The following is a 17,252-nucleotide window of genomic DNA, read 5'->3' as shown; positions in this document are numbered from 1 at the left end:
GACAAGCTCAGCGACCGTGGGCCGCCGTCCTTCCGGTCCCTGAGCTTGTCGAAGGGAGAGACCGTGTCCGTGCTGCTAGATGTCGAGGAAGCGGACGTCCTTCGCGTTCTTCTGGATGAACGAACGCCGGCTCTCGACGTCTTCGCCCATGAGTGTCGAGAAGATCTCGTCGGCGGCGGCCGCGTCGTCGAGCGTCACCTGGAGGAGCGTGCGCGTCTCCGGGTTCATCGTGGTCTCCCACAGCTCCTTGTAGTCCATCTCGCCGAGACCCTTGTAGCGCTGGATCCCGTTGTCCTTCGGGACGCGGCGCCCGTTCTTGAGTCCCTCCGCCAGGAACGCGTCGCGCTCGATGTCGCTGTAGACGTAGTCGTGCGGCGCGTTCGACCACTTGATGCGGTACAGCGGCGGCTGTGCGAGGTAGACGTAACCCATCTCGATGAGGGGACGCATGTACCGGAAGATGAGCGTGAGCAGCAGCGTCGTGATGTGCTGACCGTCGACGTCGGCATCGGCCATGAGCACGATCTTGTGGTACCGCGCCTTCTCCGGGTTGAAGTCCTCACCGATCCCGGCGCCGAAGGCCGTGATCATCGCCTGGACCTCGGCGTTGCCCATCGCACGGTCGAGGCGGGCCTTCTCGACGTTGAGGATCTTTCCGCGAAGCGGGAGGATCGCTTGCGTCATCGGGTTGCGCCCCTGCGTGGCCGAGCCGCCGGCCGAGTCGCCCTCGACGATGAAGATCTCGGAGATCGAGGGGTCCTTCGACTGGCAGTCCTTGAGCTTTCCGGGCATGCCGCCGCCCTCGAGGAGGCCCTTGCGGCGCGCGGTCTCACGCGCCTTCCGGGCCGCCAGGCGCACCGTCGCCGACTGGATCGCCTTGCGGATGATCTCCTTGGCCTGCTGCGGGTTGCGCTCGAACCAGTCGCCGAGCTGGTCGCCGACGACCTTCTGGACGAACGACTTCGCCTCGGTGTTGCCGAGCTTGGTCTTCGTCTGACCCTCGAACTGCGGCTCGCCGAGCTTCACGGAGACAACCGCGGTGAGACCCTCGCGGATGTCCTCACCCGTGAGGTTGTCGTCCTTCTCCTTGAGGATGTTGTTCGCCTTGGCGTATCGGTTGACGAGGACGGTCAGCGCCGCTCGGAAACCCTCTTCGTGCGTCCCACCCTCGTGCGTGTTGATCGTGTTGGCGTAGGTGTGCACACTCTCCGTGTACGCCGTCGTCCACTGCATCGCGACTTCGAGTGCGATCTTGCGCTCCGTGTCCTCCGACTCGAACGAGATGATGTCACCCCCGACGATCTCCGCCCGCTTCGCCGAGTTGAGGTATTCGACGTAGTCGACGAGTCCGCGCTCGTAGAAGAACACGTCCTCGCGGCCCTTCTCGTGCGCCGCTTCATCGATCTCGCCCGCGACGTCCTGGATCTCGCCGCGCGAGGTGCGCTCGTCGCTCAGCTCGATGCGGAGCCCCTTGTTGAGGAACGCCATCTGCTGGAACCGCGTGCGGAGCGTCTCGTAGTCGAACTCGACGGATTCGAAGATCTCGCCGTTCGGCCAGAACGTGATGGTCGTGCCGGTCTCGTCCGACTCACCGACCTTGTCGAGCGGTGCCTCCGGCACACCGTTGTGGTAGCGCTGCGTGTAGATCGCCCCTTGACGACGGACCTCGACCTCGAGCTTGCTCGAGAGCGCGTTCACGACCGAGGAGCCGACGCCGTGCAGACCACCGGAGACCGCGTATCCGCCGCCCCCGAACTTGCCACCGGCGTGGAGGATCGTCAGGACGACCTCGACGGTCGACTTCTTCTCGACCGGATGCATGTCGACGGGGATGCCTCGACCGTTGTCGACGACGCGGACGCCGCCGGACTCGAGGATCGTGACGGTGATCTTGTCGCAATAGCCCGCGAGCGCCTCGTCCACGGAATTGTCCACGATCTCGTACACGAGGTGGTGGAGACCGCGCGGTCCTGTGGACCCGATGTACATGCCGGGTCGCTTGCGGACTGCTTCGAGGCCCTCGAGAACCTGGATCTGACTTGCGCCGTAGTCGTTGCCGTCAGGGGTGTTGCGCGGTTCCGATGACATATGGAATTGGACTCCAAACCGTGGATGGGATGGTCTCCATTCTACCAAATCACGGTGTTGCACCGTGGCTTATTCGCCCGTCTGAGGCGCTTTTCTTCGCCCGGTGACCTGTTTTGTCGGGTCAACCGTAGGTATCGCGTACGCCGCGCCCCTGGACCGATCTGGGGCCGCGTTTCCAGGATGGGACGTCTGGCCCGAGAAAACGGATGTTCGAGATGCCGGCCTGGGGGAACCGCGTCGTGATGTGCGTCATGATCTCCGTGCGCATGAGACGGAGCTGCGTCGCCCACGCCGTCGATTCGCACTGGACCGTCAGCAGTCCCTTCTCGATGCCGACCGGGGCCGAGTGCTTCGCGGTCTCCTCTCCGGCGAGCTCCGTCCAGCGACTCATGAGTTCGGACTGGGCGAGTGGGGAGTCCCAACCGAGGTCGGCGGTGAGTGCTCCGACGATGTCTCCGAGTCCCTTCGGGTCGCGTCCGTGTCCGAAGGGCACGCTCTCGTCATCGTCCCGCGAGCGCCGAGAGCGCTGGGGTCGTGATCGCGTCCCCGTGAAGATCTCCTTGAAACGCAGATAGACGCGGGACGCCTCGGAGAGCCCGCCTGCCCGGTCGCTCGCTTCACTCATCGACGACCTCCCCGGCCCGGATGTGGACGGTGTGCGCCGTGAGGGTGTCCGGGACGTCGTCGAGGACCGCCGCCGTGATGAGCACCTGCTCGAAGCCGGCGATCGCCGCCGCCAGACGGCTCCGACGCCCCTGATCGAGCTCCGCGAAGACGTCGTCGAGGATGAGGACCGGGTCGCCCAGGGACGACTCGGCCCGCAACAGCTGCGCCGCGCCGAGTTTGAGCGCGAGCGCGAACGACCACGACTCCCCATGACTCGCGTATCCCTTGACCGGGAGCCCGTTGAGCCCGAATGCGACGTCGTCGCGGTGCGGGCCGACGAGGGTGAGCCCGCGATCGAGCTCGGATCTCCGCCGACTGGCGAGTGCGGCGCGGAACAGTCCGGCGGCCTCCGCTGCCGTCGTCGGGATCACGGCCGCCGGTCTCACGGTGTGCTCTCCACGTACCCCGTCGTCGGGGTCCTCCGCGTCGACGCCGCCGATCGACAGCACGGGAGCGAGTGTCGGGCGGTGATCCTCGCCGACGACGGCGGAGTACGCCGAAGCCACCGGTGCTCCGAGCGCCGCGACGAGCGCGGCGCGGACGACGATGATCTCGCTCCCGAGAGCGACGAGCTTGTCGTCCCAGATCTCCAGCGTCGTCAGTTGCGATTCCTTGAGGCCGGTCGACCGCGCCGACTTCAAGAGCGTGTTGCGCTGCCTGAGTACACGGTCGTAGTCGCCCAGGACTCCGGCCATGCGGGGAGACCTCAGCACGATGAGCTGATCGATGAAGCGCCGGCGTGCGGACGGATCGCCCCGGACGATCCCGAGGTCCTCCGGGGCGAACAACACGCTCGAGAAGTACCGCGGTAACTCGCGTGGCTTGATCTGGGAGCGATTCACTTGTGCCCGGTTCGGCGAAGAGCGGTTGATCTGAACCTCGGCGAGCAAGTCGCGCTCGTCATGCCGCAGTCGAGCGCGGATGACGGCGGAGTCGGCGCCGGCGCGGATGAGCGCCTGATCGCTCGACACCCGGTGGGATCCGAGCGTCGACAGATAGCCGAGGGCCTCGACGAGGTTCGTCTTCCCTTGCCCGTTACGACCGACGAAGAGGTTCGCGCCCGGATGCATCGGGACGTCGGCTGCCGCGTAATTGCGGTAGTCCCCGAGGTTCAGGTGCGTAACGATCACCGTGCAACGATAGCCGCCGACGGCGACAACGGCGGAGTCGCGAGAGCCTCGGCGATGGAAGGACGAGCGGTCAGCGACCCTGTCGTTTCTTGAACGGCTTCGGCTCGCCCTTGACGATGGGTGCGCGCCCCTTGCCTTTCGACGCCTTCGCCTTTCCCCCCCGATTCACGGGCGGCGTCGGGGCCTTGGCGACGCGGGCCGCGGCCTCCTCGACGAACGCCGTCCCGGCGTCCGTCAGGACGACCCCGTCCTCGACGTCGGACACGAGATTGCGCCCGAGTTCCGTCTCGAGAGCGGCGATCGACGACTGGATCGTCGCCCTCGAGACGTGCTCGCGGTTGGCGGCTCGGGAGTAGTGCCCCTCCGCCGCGACGGCGAGGAAGTGCCGCAGGTCTGCCGTTTCCACGAGTACCGACCGGGAGGTCAGTCGTCGATCTTCTTCACGGCGTGACCGCCGAACTGGTTGCGCAGTGCCGCGACGGCCTTCATCGCCGGCGAGTCCTCCTGTCGCGACACGAATCGCGCGAAGATCGATGCGGAGATCGTGGGAACGGGGACCGCGTTGTCGATGGCCTCCTCGATCGTCCAGCGCCCTTCGCCGGAGTCCTCGACGTAGCCCTCGATGTCGCCGAGCTCCGGGTCCTGCTCGAGCGCGCGGACGAGGAGTTCGAGGAGCCAGGACCGGACCACCGTGCCGCGCTGCCAGGCCTTGAAGGTTCCGGGGACGTCGGTGATGAGGTCGTCGCGCTTCTCGAGGAGCTCGTATCCCTCGGCATACGCCTGCATGAGCGCGTACTCGATCCCGTTGTGCACCATCTTGGCGTAGTGGCCGGCGCCGACGGGTCCGACGTGGACGAAGCCCTCGTCGCGGGGGCCCTCGGGACGCAGAGCGTCGAAGACCGGCATCACTCGCTCGACCTGTTCCGCGGGACCGCCCACCATGAGGCCGTATCCGTTCTCGGCGCCCCACACTCCGCCGGAGACTCCGACGTCTATGTAGTCGATGCCGGAGAGCGCGAGCGACTCGGCTCGGCGGAGGTCATCGGTGAACCGGGTGTTGCCGCCGTCGATGATGAGGTCACCGGCCTCGAGCAGACCACCGAGCTCGGTGACGACAGAATCGGTGACCGGGCCGGCCGGAACCATCACCCAGACGGTGCGTGGTGCGGGCAACGCGGCGACGAGGTCGGCGACCGTCGCCACGTCGGAGACGTTCGGGTCGCGGTCGTACCCCGTGACCTCGACTCCGGCGGCGCGGAGCCGGGTGCGCATGTTGCCACCCATCCGACCGAGACCGACGAGACCGATGTGCAGATCGCTCATGGCGATGGCTCCTCTCAGCGCAGCAGCAGGTTGGGCTGCAGCAGGTATTTGAAGCTGTCGGCGCCCGGCTGATCCTTCGAGGACTGGCTCGTGATCAACATGGGGCCCGGCTTGTTGGTGTTCTCCGACTTGGTGAAGGAGAACCGGACGAACTCGCTCCGCACGGCGTTCAAGCCGTCGATGAGGAACGAGGGCTTCAACGACAGCACGATGTCCTCGCCGGTGAGGAGAGCGTCGATGGACTCGGAGGCCTGCGCGTGCTCGGAACCGATGGCTTCCATGGTGAGTCCGTCGATCGAGAAGCTGAACCGGAGCGCGGCCTCGCGCTCGAGGACGAGGGACACGCGGCGGACCGACTCGATGAGTTCGGCCGTGTTGATGACGGCGTGGTTGTCGACCTGCTCGGGGAAGAGACGACGCACCGGGGGGAAGGATCCCTTGATGAGCAGGGACGTCACGGTCTTGTTGTCGGCGGAGAAGGCGATGATCTCGCGATCGTCCTTGCTCGTGAACGACACGGTGATCGTGCCGCTGTGTCCGAAGGTCTTGCCGACCTCCTGCAGAGTGCGCGCCGGCACGAGTGCGGTGAGCGACGGCGCGTCCGCGCCACCGTCCCACTCGATCTCGCGCACCGCGACGCGGTAACGGTCGGTGGCGACGAGGCTGATCTTCGTACCGGTGACCTCGAGTTGCACACCGGTGATGACGGGGGTGACGTCGTCGCGCGATGCCGCGACGGCGACCTGCGCGATCGCGGTGGCGAACTCTTCGGCCGGAACGAGGCCGTGCTCTCCGGTCACCTGCGGGATGGTCGGATACTCCTCGACCGGCATCGAGAGGAGCGTGAAGTGGGCGGAGCCGCACGTCACCGAGATGCGGTTGTCGTCCGTGCTGAATTCGACCGGAGCGTTGGGGAGGCGGGAGGCGATGTCGGCGAGGAGACGTCCCGAGACGAGGATCGACCCCTCCTCCGCGATGTCGGCGGCGATCGTGGTCTGGGCGGAGACCTCGTAGTCGAAGCTCGAGAGGGTGAGCCCGTCGGCGGTGGACTCGATGAGGACGCCGCTCAGGATGGGAAGTGTCGTGCGTTGCGGAAGCAGCTTCACCGCAAAGGACACCGCTTCGCTGAACACATCTCTATTGACGCTGAACCGCACTTGTCACCTCTGTCCTCTGGGCACTAGACGACACCATGCTATCCGCAGGGCGACAGCGCAACCCGACGACCGCGACGAGGCGCTGTGCCCGTGCCCGAGACGAACCACGAGGTTGGCGGACCGAGAGAGAGATTAATTAACTCTTAAAGGTCTTAACGCCTGTGGAGAATGTGGATAACTACTCGTCGACCAGTCGGGCGTAGGGAACTACACCGGTGTGAGTTGTGTGAGTGGTGTGTGATTCGGGGCGAACAGGTCCTGCACGTTCAGCGCGTGAAAACGCGTTGTTCACATGACGGTTGCCACTTTCAACATTAAGCGGCCTGTTTAAGGACTGTGTTTCCACAGGTTATCCACACTGTGCAGAGTCGCATTCTGGCCAGGGCACGGGGCGCTGTCAATACACGCGTCAGGGGGTCGTGCGGGCGCGCCGAAGACCCGCGGATCACGATGCGCGGCGTGATGTGATCCCGGGCGCGGCGAGCATGCCGGTCGACCGCGGAGGAGGACCTAGCGGTTCCCCTGCTTGATGCGGCTCGTGAGTTCCGTGACCTGGTTGTAGATGGAACGACGTTCCTGCATGAGGTCCGAGATCTTTTTGTTCGCGTACATGACGGTGGTGTGGTCGCGGTTGCCGAACAGCTGACCGATCTTGGGGAGGGAGAGGTTGGTGAGCTCTCGACAGAGGTACATGGCGATCTGGCGGGCGATGGCGACGGCCTGTGAACGGCTCGACCCGTACAGGTCCTCGACGGAGAGCTTGAAGTAGGCGGCCGTCGTGTTGATGATGTCGACGGGTGAGATGACGTTGTCGTCATCGAGTGTGATGAGGTCCTTCAGCACCGTCTGGACGAGGGCCATGTCGACGGGCGTCCGGTTGAGGCTCGCGAACGCAGTGACACGGATGAGCGTGCCTTCCAACTCGCGGATGTTCGAGGAGACCTTGGAGGCGATGAATTCGAGCACCTCGTCGGGGATCTGGAGCCGCTCGCTCTGCGTCTTCTTCCGGAGGATCGCGATGCGGGTCTCGAGGTCGGGTGTCTGGACGTCGGTGATGAGACCCCACTCGAAGCGGGAGCGCATCCGATCCTCGAAGCCCGTGAGGTGCTTCGGCGGGAGATCGCTGGTGATGACGACCTGCTTGTTGTGGTCGTGCAGGGTGTTGAACGTGTGGAAGAAGGCCTCTTGCGTCTCGGCCTTGTTCTGGAGGAACTGGATGTCATCGATCAGCAGGATGTCGATGTCCCGATAGCGCGCTTGGAATGCGGCCCCGCGGTTGTTCGCGATCGAGTTGATGAAATCGTTCGTGAACTCCTCGCTCGACACGTAACGGACGCGGATGCCCGGGTACAGGGAGATCGCGTAGTGGCCGATCGCATGGAGGAGGTGGGTCTTGCCCAGCCCCGACTCGCCGTAGATGAAGAGCGGGTTGTACGCCTTGGCCGGCGCTTCGGCGACGGCGACCGCCGCGGCATGGGCGAAGCGGTTGGACTGACCGATGACGAAACTGTCGAAGGAGTACTTTGCGTTGAGACGCGTGTCGTTCTGTCGAGCAGGCAGGACCTGGTCCGTGGTGGGCATGACCGTGGCGGTCTGTTCCGTGTAGGTACCGGGGGTCGCCGTGGGCGCGGCGGTCGGTGTGCTCGACTCGAAAGCCGGTTGCAGGTCGTTGTCGACGATCTCCGGGTTGACCACGACGGCGAACGTGTGAGCGCCGTGCTCGTGCTCGGTCGCGGCGAGGGCCGCGAGGATCGGTGCGCGCATCCGCTGGTTCAGCTGGCCGGCGGTGAAGTCGTTCGGAACCTCGAGGTAGAAGGTCCCTCCCATGACGCCCTTCGGAACGACGAGACCGAGGAAGCCGTGGAGGGGCGCCGTGATGCGGTCGTCCGCGGTGAGGGCGTCGAGCACCATCTGCCACCGTCGAGCGATGTCCTGCTGGTCGTCTGCCATGGTGCCCCCGAGAGGTCGATCGCACGGCGGGTGCCGGCGAGTGATGATGAAGTGGACGACGGGACGCGCCGCGCCACAGATGGAACCGCAGCGGCTGAGCCTCCGCGGAGGCTCTTCCGTCAGCCTGTGGATAACTGCCTGATCACGGTAACCAGAACCGGGGGGAGAGGCAAAACACACCATACGTCGGGCGGACGACGCGCGGCCAGGGCCCTGCGGAACTCCTGTGCATACCGCGTCCCCGCGCTACCGGGTTTGACCGACGCGCCGCGAAGCCGTAGTTTTAATCAGTTGACGCCTGCCCTCGGGCACCGAGCTTTCCCTGCCGCACGCTATCGCGGCTGCGGATTCATTCATCAGGAGAAGAGTCATGAGCAAGAGAACGTTCCAGCCGAACAACCGTCGTCGCGCCAAGGTGCACGGCTTCCGTCTGCGCATGCGCACCCGCGCGGGTCGCTCGATCCTCGCGGCACGTCGCCGCAAGGGTCGCACCGAACTCTCCGCGTAATCGCGCCTCGGCGCTCCGGACTCGGTGATCGACGGTGCTCGCGAAGGTCAATCGCATCGCGAAGGCCGACGACTACCGAGCGGTCGTGCGCCGCGGTCGCCGCGTCGTCTCGGAGAGCACGGTGAGTTATGTCTCGATGAACCCGAATGGTGGTCCGCCACGATTCGGGTTCATTGTTGCAAAGACGGTGGGCAACGCAGTCGTACGCAACACGGTGCGGCGTCGGCTCAAAGCCGCATCTTTTTCCGCTCTGGCCAGGACTACTGAGGGGACCGACATCGTGATCCGCGCTCTTCCGCCTGCGGCACACGCTCCATACACGGTCCTCGTCGCCGACATCGAGAGAGCAATCACGACCAAGGCCAGGGCACGATGACCGCGACCCGGTCGAGCGCCGATCTCCGGCATCCCCTCCTCATCGCCTTCGACGCGCTCGTGCTCGTTCCCCGCAATGTCGCGGTGGCGATTCTGATCGTGTACCGTCGCGTCGTCTCCCCCCTGTACGGCGACGTGTGTCGCTACTACCCGTCCTGCTCGTCGTACACGCTTCAGGCTATTCAGCGTTTCGGCCTTTTGATCGGGGCCTTCTTCGGAGCTCGCCGCTTGTTGCGGTGTCATCCCTGGGCCGAGGGCGGTTTCGACGAGATCCCGGAGAAGCGGTCGTTCCGTCACGTCGTGACCCGCATGGGCTTCGTTCTTCCTTCCAGCCAGAGAAAGGGCTGATCACCACATGGACCCGTTGTCCCTCATTCTCTGGCCACTCAAATGGGTGGTCGAGCTCCTCCTCGTGGGCTGGCACGCACTCTTCTCGGCCATCGGCCTGGAGGCGGCAGCCGGCATCACCTGGGTGCTGTCGATCGTCGGGCTCGTGCTCGTCGTCCGTGCACTCCTGATCCCGCTCTTCGTCCGGCAGATCAAGAACCAGCGCAAGATGCTGGAGGTCGCGCCCCAACTGAAGAAGATCCAGGACAAGTACCGCGGTAAACGCGATCAGTTGTCCCGGGAGGCCATGAGTCGAGAGACCATGGCGGTATACAAGAACGCCGGCACCAATCCGCTCGGATCCTGCTTGCCCCTGCTCGTGCAGATGCCGATCTTCTTCGCGCTGTTCTCGGTGCTCAATGACGCTCAGCACTCGAAGACCGGCGTCGGCCCGCTCAACGAGCAGCTCGCGCAGCAATTCGGTAGTGCGAGTCTTTTCGGAGCCCCGCTGCACATGAGCTTCTCCACCGCGATGGGCGAGGGCGAGGTCGGCGTCATGGTGATCGCCGCCGTGATGGTCGTCCTCATGACGGCGTCCCAGTTCGTCACTCAACTGCAGATCGTGTCCAAGAACATCTCGGAGGAGACCAAGGCCTCCCCCATGTTCCGTCAGCAGCGGATCCTCTTGTACCTGCTGCCCTTCGTGTTCCTGTTCTCGGGTTTCGCCTTCCCTCTCGGCGTCATGTTCTACTGGCTGACGAGCAACATCTGGACGATGGTTCAGCAGTTCATCATCATCCGCAACATGCCGATGCCGGGCACGGAAGCCGCCAAGGAGCGCGAGGAGAGACTCGCTCGTAAGGGCAAGCTCGAGGTGTCCGACACGAAGGATGGCGGCGGCACCGTCGTCATCCAGGAGAAGAAGCCCACCCAGCGGCAGCAGCCCGTGGGAAAGAACCGCGCCAAGAAGGCGGCTCAGAACAAGCGACCTGGGACGCCGGAATCCGGTCCCGCAACGAGTGGAAAGTAGAAGGATGTCGGACGTCATCGATCGGGAAGGCACCGAGAAGCCTCGCCGTGACGACCCCACGGTCGAGCAGCTCGAAGAAGAGGGCGAGATCGCTGCGGACTACATCGAGGAGTTCCTCGATATCTGCGATCTGGACGGCGACCTCGAGATCGACGTGCGCAATGGCCGCGCATACATCTCGGTCACGGCAACGGGCGAATCGAACCTGCGGGTCTTGGCCAAGCCCGACGTCGTGGGCGCACTCCAAGAGCTCGTCCGGTTGGTCGTGCAGAACACGAATGGATCCTTCTCGCGGCTCATCCTCGATGTCGGTGGGTCGCGTGATGCTCGCCAGGCCGAACTCGCTCGCCTGGTCGATGCCGCGATCGCTCGCATCGAAGGCGGAGCGCAAGACGCGGCGCTGCCCCCGATGTCGAGCTACGAACGCAAACTCGTGCATGATCTCGTTTCCGAGCGCGGGTTCGTGTCGGAGTCGAGCGGCGAAGGCCACGACCGTCACACCGTGATCACCCGTTCGTGAGTGGCGTTTCACGTGAAACGATGCCGGTGAATTCGTGACCGAGATCCTCGTTGAGGCGGAACCGGCAGTAGCCGCGTCACTCGCGGGTGATCGCATCCCCGAGTTGCGCCGATTCGCACACAATCTGGGTCGCTTCGGTGAAGAGCGCGGGCTCATCGGCCCACTGGAACCCCCGCGGCTGTGGAGCCGGCATATCCTCAACAGCGCCATCATGGCCCCTCTTCTGCGGCCGGGTCGTGTCGGAGATATCGGCACGGGGGCCGGATTGCCGGGGCTCGTCCTGGCGATTGTTCGACCCGACGTTCACTTCGTCTTGATCGAGCCGATGGAGCGCCGTGTCGCATGGCTCGAGGAGCAGTCGGCGGAACTCGAACTGTCGAACGTGACGATTCTGCGGGCGAGAGCAGAGGATGTCCGGCTCGACGATCCCCTGGATCAGGTTACGGCGCGAGCAGTGAGTGCTTTGCGCACACTTCTTCCTCTTACGGCCCCGCTCCTGCGCGATGGCGGCGAGCTCGTGCTCATGAAGGGTGCGTCCGTCGATGCTGAGATCGCTTCGGCGGAGAAGCAACTCCGGAAGTATCGCGTCTCGGATGTCCGGGTGGATGTCCTCGGCGAGGGTGTGCTTGACGATGTGACGCGCGTCGTTCGCGGCACCGTTCGAGCCCGCGGTTAGCGCGCTCGTCGTTTGAGAATCGAGGTCCGTTTCCCGTGAAACGTGTCCGGTTCGGTTAGCCTGCGATGGCGTCTGTCGCGACCGCAGACCTGTTCGCGTGCCTTCCCGGGAGTGAGCGCACTCTACGCTGCACCTCGTGGTGACTGTACCTCGTGTTGCCTCAGGCCTCGCTCATGAATGAGGACCTGAGGTCCGTAACATGACGAGCAGTAGCGTAGATCGCTGCCGAGCGAGCCGTGGCGACGCACTGTCTCACGTGAGACCGCGTGAGTATGCTATCGAGTGGGCCCGCCGGGAAAGGGGGGCCCGCCGGAGTAGAGTCGCAGTCTCGCCCGGCGGTCGCCGCTATCGATGACATCTTGTGGTCGCCGCGACTCTGTCTAGTCGCGCTCAGCGGGCGTTGCTGCATTCGTCGTTCAGCGGACCCTCCGCGGCGGGGCGTGCTGAGGATCGCCGCTGTCGAGTGCGGAGCGTTTCACGTGAAACGGCAGGACGGGTGAGGCGTACTCAGGGGCTTCCGCCGCGCTTCCTGGGTGGCGCACGTGAATGGCTGACCGGATGGGCTGGTCCATCGGCAGAGCTCGCCCTCTGTCGGCGTTCGCGGGGGTGTCCTGATGTGGCGATCATCGCACAGGCCGGCACACCGGCGGTGGGCCGGCTCTCTGTCGTCGTCCGGCGCCGCTGCCATGCGGGTGACGGTCGCTCTCCGAGACTCGGTCGCCATTGGCGATGTTTCACGTGAAACGGAGCTCGCGCGCGGCCGAAGCACCACGAGCACCCGCTGCAGCGGTGGATAACCAAAGATATCCACAGTGCTGGAAACACTGTGGAATCCGTGCCTGTGCCCCGGATTCACGCGGATCTTGGCGCCGGTCGTCGTCGAAGGCTTCGAGTTTCTCCACCGCCGCGCCGCCCAGTTGTGGATAACTTCTCGGCGGGCGAGGCACTTTTGTTCGAGGGAGCGGAACCCGTAGACTTGCTTCTTCACCCGACCCTCGAGTCTCCTCGACAAAGTCGTTCTTCGTGCAATGCGGTCGACGTCTCGGGAACAGGTGCCCTCGGCAGAGGTGCGACAGTCGGGTGTCTAGGTCCTGGAAACACGTAGAGTAAGCGGATGCCCCTCACCGGGTGTTCCACGTGAAACAGTCGTGAGGAAGAAGGAGCGCCATGGAGACGGAGCGCTTCGACGTGTCGACTCCCCTCGCCCGGGAACTCGCGAACCTGCGTTCACGACGCAAGGCGCTCGACTCCCGTGATGTGCCTTTGCCTTCTCGTACTCGCGTCTTCACGGTGTCGAACCAGAAGGGCGGCGTTGGCAAGACCACCACGACTGTCAATATGGCTGCTGCTTTCGCGAAGGCGGGCGCCCGTGTGCTGGTGATCGATCTCGATCCCCAAGGAAACGCATCGACGGCGCTCGGAGTTCCCCATTCGGCTGAGGTCCCGAGCGTCTACGACGTACTCATCGACGACTTTCCCCTCGCCGATGTGATTCAGCAGAGCCCTGAACACGAGAACCTTTTCTGTGCCCCGTCGACCATCCACTTGGCGGGCGCCGAAATCGAGCTCGTCTCTCAGGTCGCACGCGAGCATCGGCTCCGGACCGCCCTAGAGGCGCTTCTCGATTCAGCGGAGCAGAAGTGGCACTATGTCTTCATCGATTGCCCGCCGTCCCTCGGACTGCTGACGATCAACGCGTTCGTCGCTGCCCGGGAGGTCTTCATCCCGATCCAATGCGAGTACTACGCACTCGAGGGTCTCAGTCAGTTGCTCGGCAGCATCGAGTTGATCCAGAAGCACTTGAATCCGTCACTGGAACTCACGACGATCCTCTTGACGATGTTCGACGGACGCACCAACCTCGCGAACCAGGTGGCCGATGACGTGCGTTCGCACTTTGCGGATCGCGTGCTGCAGACGGTCATCCCTCGGGCAGTTCGGATCTCCGAGGCTCCGAGCTTCGGTCAGACCGTGATCACCTACGACCCGGCGGGCGTCGGTGCGATCTCCTACCTGGAGGCGGCCGCGGAGATCGCCCGACGGGAAACGACCAGCCATCAGGACAAGGAAGCACACGCGTAATGGCGACCAAGCGAACAGGACTCGGCCGGGGTATCGGTGCCCTCATCCCGACACAGACGGCCGATCAGTCGGAGCGTCCCGTCGACGTGTTCTTCCCGGGAGGGTCTCATGCGGAGAAGCGCACACGCTCCGCTGAGGAGTCGCCCGCCGACAGGGTGGAAGAGGCGTCGACACCGGCGAACGTCCCGCCTGCGGAGTCTGACGATCTGGTCGCTGTGCCCGGCGCCCGCTTCGCCGCACTGGACCCGCACAAGATCGTCCCGAACGCTCTGCAGCCTCGCACGGTCTTCGATGAGGATGCTCTCGCTGAACTCGTCCACTCGGTTCGTGAGTTCGGTGTCCTTCAGCCCATCGTCGTCCGCGCCATCGCCGACACGGACACATACGAGCTCATCATGGGTGAGCGCCGCTTGCGCGCCTCCAAGGAGGCCGGCCTCGAGACGATCCCGGCGATCGTGCGTGAGACGGCCGACGAGGACATGCTGCGCGACGCGCTGCTCGAGAACCTGCACCGCGCACAGCTGAACCCGCTCGAAGAGGCGTCCGCGTACCAGCAGTTGCTCGCCGACTTCGGGATCACTCAAGAGGAACTCGCGACGCGCATCGGTCGATCGCGCCCGCAGATCTCCAATACCCTGCGGCTGCTCAAGTTGCCTGCTGCGGTGCAGATCCGCGTCGCCGCCGGCGTGCTCTCGGCCGGCCATGCACGCGCCATCCTGTCGACCGGCGACCCGGAATCGATGCAGCGGCTGGCCGACAAGATCGTCAACGAGGACCTGTCGGTCCGGGCTGCGGAAGCCGCGGCCGCCCAGTTCTCGGCTCCTCCGAAGCGGGCCAAGCCGCTACCCGGAAGTCGTCGCGGACACCTCGATGAGGTCGGTGAACACTTGGGTGACCGGCTCAACACCCGGGTACGTATCAACCTCGGAGCGAAGAAGGGCCAGATCAGCATTGAATTCGCCACGATTGCGGACCTGAACCGGATCCTCGCGGAGATCGGCGAACCGGGCTACGGCGGCTGAGAACGTCGCCCTGATCGGAACGGCTACGACGTCGAATCGATGGCAGCCGCGCGAGCGAGCTCCGAGTAGACACTCGAGAGCTCGAGGCCTGCTGCTTCGATCGCCTGCGGGGCGAGGGACGTCTCGGTGAGCCCGGGCAGCATGTTCGCCTCGAGGAACCACGGAGTGCCGTCGGCGGCGACGATGAGGTCCACGCGGGAGATGTGGCGGAGCCCGAGCAACTCGTGCACCGCGATCGCCGTCTCCGCTGCAGCCTCGGCGACGGCATCGCTCACTCGAGCCGGGGCGTAGAAGATGGTCTCGCCCGCGTTGTAGCGAGCCTCGAAGCTGTAGACACCCGAGAGCGGCTCGATCTCCACGGCGGGAAGGGCCCGGGGACCATCAGCCGTGTCGATGACGGTGACGGCGAGCTCCGTGCCCTCGACCTTCCGTTCGATGAGAGCGACGTCCGAGTAGGTGTAGGCGTCCACCATGGCCCGCGGTAACTGCGCGGCATCGTCCACGATCGTCACGCCCTGCGCTGATCCGCCCTGGGACGGCTTGACGACGGCCGGAGTACCGATCGTCCGGGCGACCTCGCCGAGGACGGCGCCGGCGCCCAGTTCGGTGAAGGTCTCGCGTGGCAGCGCGAGCCACGCCGGTGTCGCGACACCGGCGCGAGCGACGAGCGCTTTGGCCGTCGGCTTCGACCACGCGAGACCCGCAGCTTCGGGGTGCGATCCGACGTACGAGATACCGCGCCCGCGCAGCAGCGCCTGGAGCGCGCCGTCTTCGCCGCTCGCGCCGTGGAGAGCCGGCCAGACGACGTCGGGGGCCGTCTCGGCGATCCAGTCGAGAATCCCGGCTCCGGGATCGCGGAGGATGGCGCGGTGGCCGGCATCGGTCAGTTCGTCCGCCACGCGACGGCCCGATCGAAGGGACACGTCCCGCTCATGCGAGATTCCGCCCGCGAGGACCACGATGGTGAGGTTCCGGTTGTCGGTCATGGATCGTTCTCTCTCCGGGTGGTGACGGTCGCGAGGGGCGGGCGCGTGGCGGCGTCAGTCGAGGTCGGGCGGCGGGGCCGAGACGTGCAGATCACGGGAGGCGATCTGCAGCGGTCCGGTGCCTGCAAAGGTGTCGAGCAGGTCGAGCTCGCCGTTGACGACTGTCGCGAGCCGGCGGATGCCGACGCGGATGTTCTCCGGCGTGGGGTAGCAGAACGACAACCGCATCGCATGACGACCACGCCCGTCGGCGAAGAAGGCGGTACCGGGCGTGTAGGCGACGAGCTCCTTCACCGCCCGCGGCAGCATCTGCTTCGAGTCGAGGCGGTCCGGGAGAGCGAGCCAGACGTAGAAGCCGCCGTCGGGGTCGGTCCAGGACAGGTCGGGCAGGTATTCCTCGAGCGCGGCGACCATGGCCTCTTTGCGCGCCTTGTAGACGCCGCGGAACGTGTCGATCTGGGCTTTCCAGTCGGTCGAGGCGAGGTACTCCGACACGGTGAGCTGACTGAACGCGCTCGGCGAGAGCACGGCGGACTCGGCCGCGAGGATGAGCTTCTCGCGGATCGCGTGGGGGGCGAGCGCCCAGCCGACCCGGAACCCGGGAGCGAGGGTCTTCGAGAACGAACCGAGGTAGATTACACCGTTCTCGTCGATCGACCGAAGCGCGTCAGGCGCCTTCTCGTCGAAGTGCAGGAGTCCGTAGGGGTTGTCCTCGAGCACGAGGATCTCGTTCTGCCGGCAGATCTCGAGGATCTCCGGGCGCCGAGCGGCCGACAGGGTCACTCCCGCCGGATTGTGGAAGTTCGGGATCGTGTAGAGGAACTTGATACGCCGACCCTGGCCCCGGAGATGCGCGATCGTTTCGCGCAACGCGTCCGGGTTGAGCCCGTCGTCGTCCATCGCGATGTGCACGACGCTCGCCTGGTAGGAACGGAAGACGCCGATCGCCCCCACGTAGCTCGGCGCCTCGGCGAGGATGACGTCCCCCGGATCGATGAAGAGCTTCGTGACGAGGTCGAGCGCCTGCTGGGAGCCCGTCGTCGTCACGACGTTGTCGACGGTGCCCCGGATGCCCTCGAGGGCCATGACCTCGAGGATCTGCTCGCGGAGGGCCGGCTGACCCGCACCGGAGCCGTACTGCAGGGCGGCCCCGCCTTGCTCACGCATGACCTTTTCGAGCGATCCCGTGATGAATTCCGCGGGGAGCGCCGACACGAAGGGCATGCCGCCCGCGAGCGACACGACTTCGGGGCGGCTGGCGACGGCGAACAGGGCCCGGACCTCGCTGGCCGCGAGGCCCGACGTGCGTTCGGCGTAGTTCGCATACCAGGGGTCGAGGTTGTTGCCCGGTGAGCGGGGGATGCTCTGGTCTGACACGTTGCGTTTCCGTTCTCGTCTGTACGAATGCTATC

The 17,252-nt window shown here is 65.3% G+C and carries 17 protein-coding genes; 8 read left to right on the top strand and 9 right to left on the bottom strand.

The features are described from left to right. Positions 1-75: 75 nt before the first annotated feature. The 7 genes from gyrB to dnaA all read right to left on the bottom strand — a co-directional run bounded on the left by gyrB (position 76) and on the right by dnaA (position 8,314). On the bottom strand, positions 76-2,088 hold the full coding sequence (gene gyrB / locus ELQ92_RS01055; protein WP_128497119.1) for a DNA topoisomerase (ATP-hydrolyzing) subunit B: 2,013 nt from the start codon (positions 2,086-2,088) through the stop codon (positions 76-78). 121 nt (positions 2,089-2,209) lie between these two features. Beyond that, positions 2,210-2,713 carry a DciA family protein gene (locus ELQ92_RS01050; RefSeq protein ID WP_128497118.1) on the bottom strand — a complete coding sequence of 168 codons (504 nt, stop codon included), beginning with the start codon at positions 2,711-2,713 and terminating at the stop codon, positions 2,210-2,212. Next, entirely contained in the window at positions 2,706-3,884 is a 1,179-nt protein-coding gene (recF, locus tag ELQ92_RS01045; protein ID WP_128497117.1) for a DNA replication/repair protein RecF, read from the bottom strand. Before recF ends, ELQ92_RS01050 begins: the two co-directional genes overlap by 8 nt. Before the next feature lie 70 nt (positions 3,885-3,954). Continuing rightward, entirely contained in the window at positions 3,955-4,290 is a 336-nt protein-coding gene (locus tag ELQ92_RS01040) for a LysR family transcriptional regulator (protein ID WP_128497116.1), read from the bottom strand. Positions 4,291-4,307: 17 nt separating this feature from the next. Further along, the gene (gene gnd, locus ELQ92_RS01035; RefSeq protein ID WP_128497965.1) at positions 4,308-5,198 is read right to left on the bottom strand and encodes a phosphogluconate dehydrogenase (NAD(+)-dependent, decarboxylating); all 891 of its coding nucleotides are present in this window, start codon (positions 5,196-5,198) and stop codon (positions 4,308-4,310) included. Positions 5,199-5,221: 23 nt separating this feature from the next. Next, positions 5,222-6,364, bottom strand: coding sequence for a DNA polymerase III subunit beta (gene dnaN / locus ELQ92_RS01030; protein ID WP_128497115.1), 1,143 nt, complete (start codon positions 6,362-6,364; stop codon positions 5,222-5,224). A gap of 510 nt (positions 6,365-6,874) precedes the next feature. Next, complete coding sequence (gene dnaA / locus ELQ92_RS01025; RefSeq protein ID WP_128497114.1) at positions 6,875-8,314, bottom strand: chromosomal replication initiator protein DnaA; 1,440 nt, start codon at positions 8,312-8,314, stop codon at positions 6,875-6,877. Positions 8,315-8,684: 370 nt separating this feature from the next. Here dnaA and rpmH point away from each other — a divergent pair, with 370 nt between their 5' ends. The 8 genes from rpmH to ELQ92_RS00985 all read left to right on the top strand — a co-directional run bounded on the left by rpmH (position 8,685) and on the right by ELQ92_RS00985 (position 14,854). Continuing rightward, positions 8,685-8,822, top strand: a complete 138-nt coding sequence (rpmH, locus tag ELQ92_RS01020; protein ID WP_055823896.1) for a 50S ribosomal protein L34 — start codon at positions 8,685-8,687, stop codon at positions 8,820-8,822. A gap of 34 nt (positions 8,823-8,856) precedes the next feature. Then, positions 8,857-9,198, top strand: a complete 342-nt coding sequence (gene rnpA / locus ELQ92_RS01015; RefSeq protein ID WP_128497113.1) for a ribonuclease P protein component — start codon at positions 8,857-8,859, stop codon at positions 9,196-9,198. After that, positions 9,195-9,545, top strand: coding sequence for a membrane protein insertion efficiency factor YidD (gene yidD, locus ELQ92_RS01010; RefSeq protein ID WP_128497112.1), 351 nt, complete (start codon positions 9,195-9,197; stop codon positions 9,543-9,545). The genes rnpA and yidD overlap by 4 nt, the downstream gene beginning before the upstream one ends. Positions 9,546-9,552: 7 nt before the next feature. Continuing rightward, positions 9,553-10,554, top strand: coding sequence for a membrane protein insertase YidC (gene yidC / locus ELQ92_RS01005; RefSeq protein WP_128497111.1), 1,002 nt, complete (start codon positions 9,553-9,555; stop codon positions 10,552-10,554). A gap of 4 nt (positions 10,555-10,558) precedes the next feature. Then, complete coding sequence (locus ELQ92_RS01000; protein ID WP_128497110.1) at positions 10,559-11,074, top strand: Jag family protein; 516 nt, start codon at positions 10,559-10,561, stop codon at positions 11,072-11,074. Between the two features lie 34 nt (positions 11,075-11,108). Further along, entirely contained in the window at positions 11,109-11,750 is a 642-nt protein-coding gene (rsmG, locus tag ELQ92_RS00995) for a 16S rRNA (guanine(527)-N(7))-methyltransferase RsmG (RefSeq protein ID WP_128497109.1), read from the top strand. A gap of 1,167 nt (positions 11,751-12,917) precedes the next feature. After that, positions 12,918-13,832, top strand: coding sequence for a ParA family protein (locus tag ELQ92_RS00990; RefSeq protein WP_128497108.1), 915 nt, complete (start codon positions 12,918-12,920; stop codon positions 13,830-13,832). After that, positions 13,832-14,854, top strand: coding sequence for a ParB/RepB/Spo0J family partition protein (locus tag ELQ92_RS00985; RefSeq protein ID WP_128497107.1), 1,023 nt, complete (start codon positions 13,832-13,834; stop codon positions 14,852-14,854). Before ELQ92_RS00990 ends, ELQ92_RS00985 begins: the two co-directional genes overlap by 1 nt. Before the next feature lie 23 nt (positions 14,855-14,877). Here the strand turns inward: ELQ92_RS00985 and ELQ92_RS00980 are convergent, their stop codons facing one another. Next, entirely contained in the window at positions 14,878-15,840 is a 963-nt protein-coding gene (locus tag ELQ92_RS00980) for a D-alanine--D-alanine ligase family protein (RefSeq protein WP_128497106.1), read from the bottom strand. A 54-nt stretch (positions 15,841-15,894) separates the two neighbouring features. Further along, on the bottom strand, positions 15,895-17,217 hold the full coding sequence (locus ELQ92_RS00975; protein WP_128497105.1) for an aminotransferase-like domain-containing protein: 1,323 nt from the start codon (positions 17,215-17,217) through the stop codon (positions 15,895-15,897). Positions 17,218-17,252 lie beyond the last annotated feature (35 nt).

Origin of the sequence: Labedella populi (assembly GCF_004078655.1) — a bacterium.
Lineage (GTDB): Bacteria > Actinomycetota > Actinomycetes > Actinomycetales > Microbacteriaceae > Labedella > Labedella populi.
The sequence above is the reverse complement of the archived record's forward strand: the minus strand, read 5'-3'. Positions and strand labels throughout refer to the sequence as shown.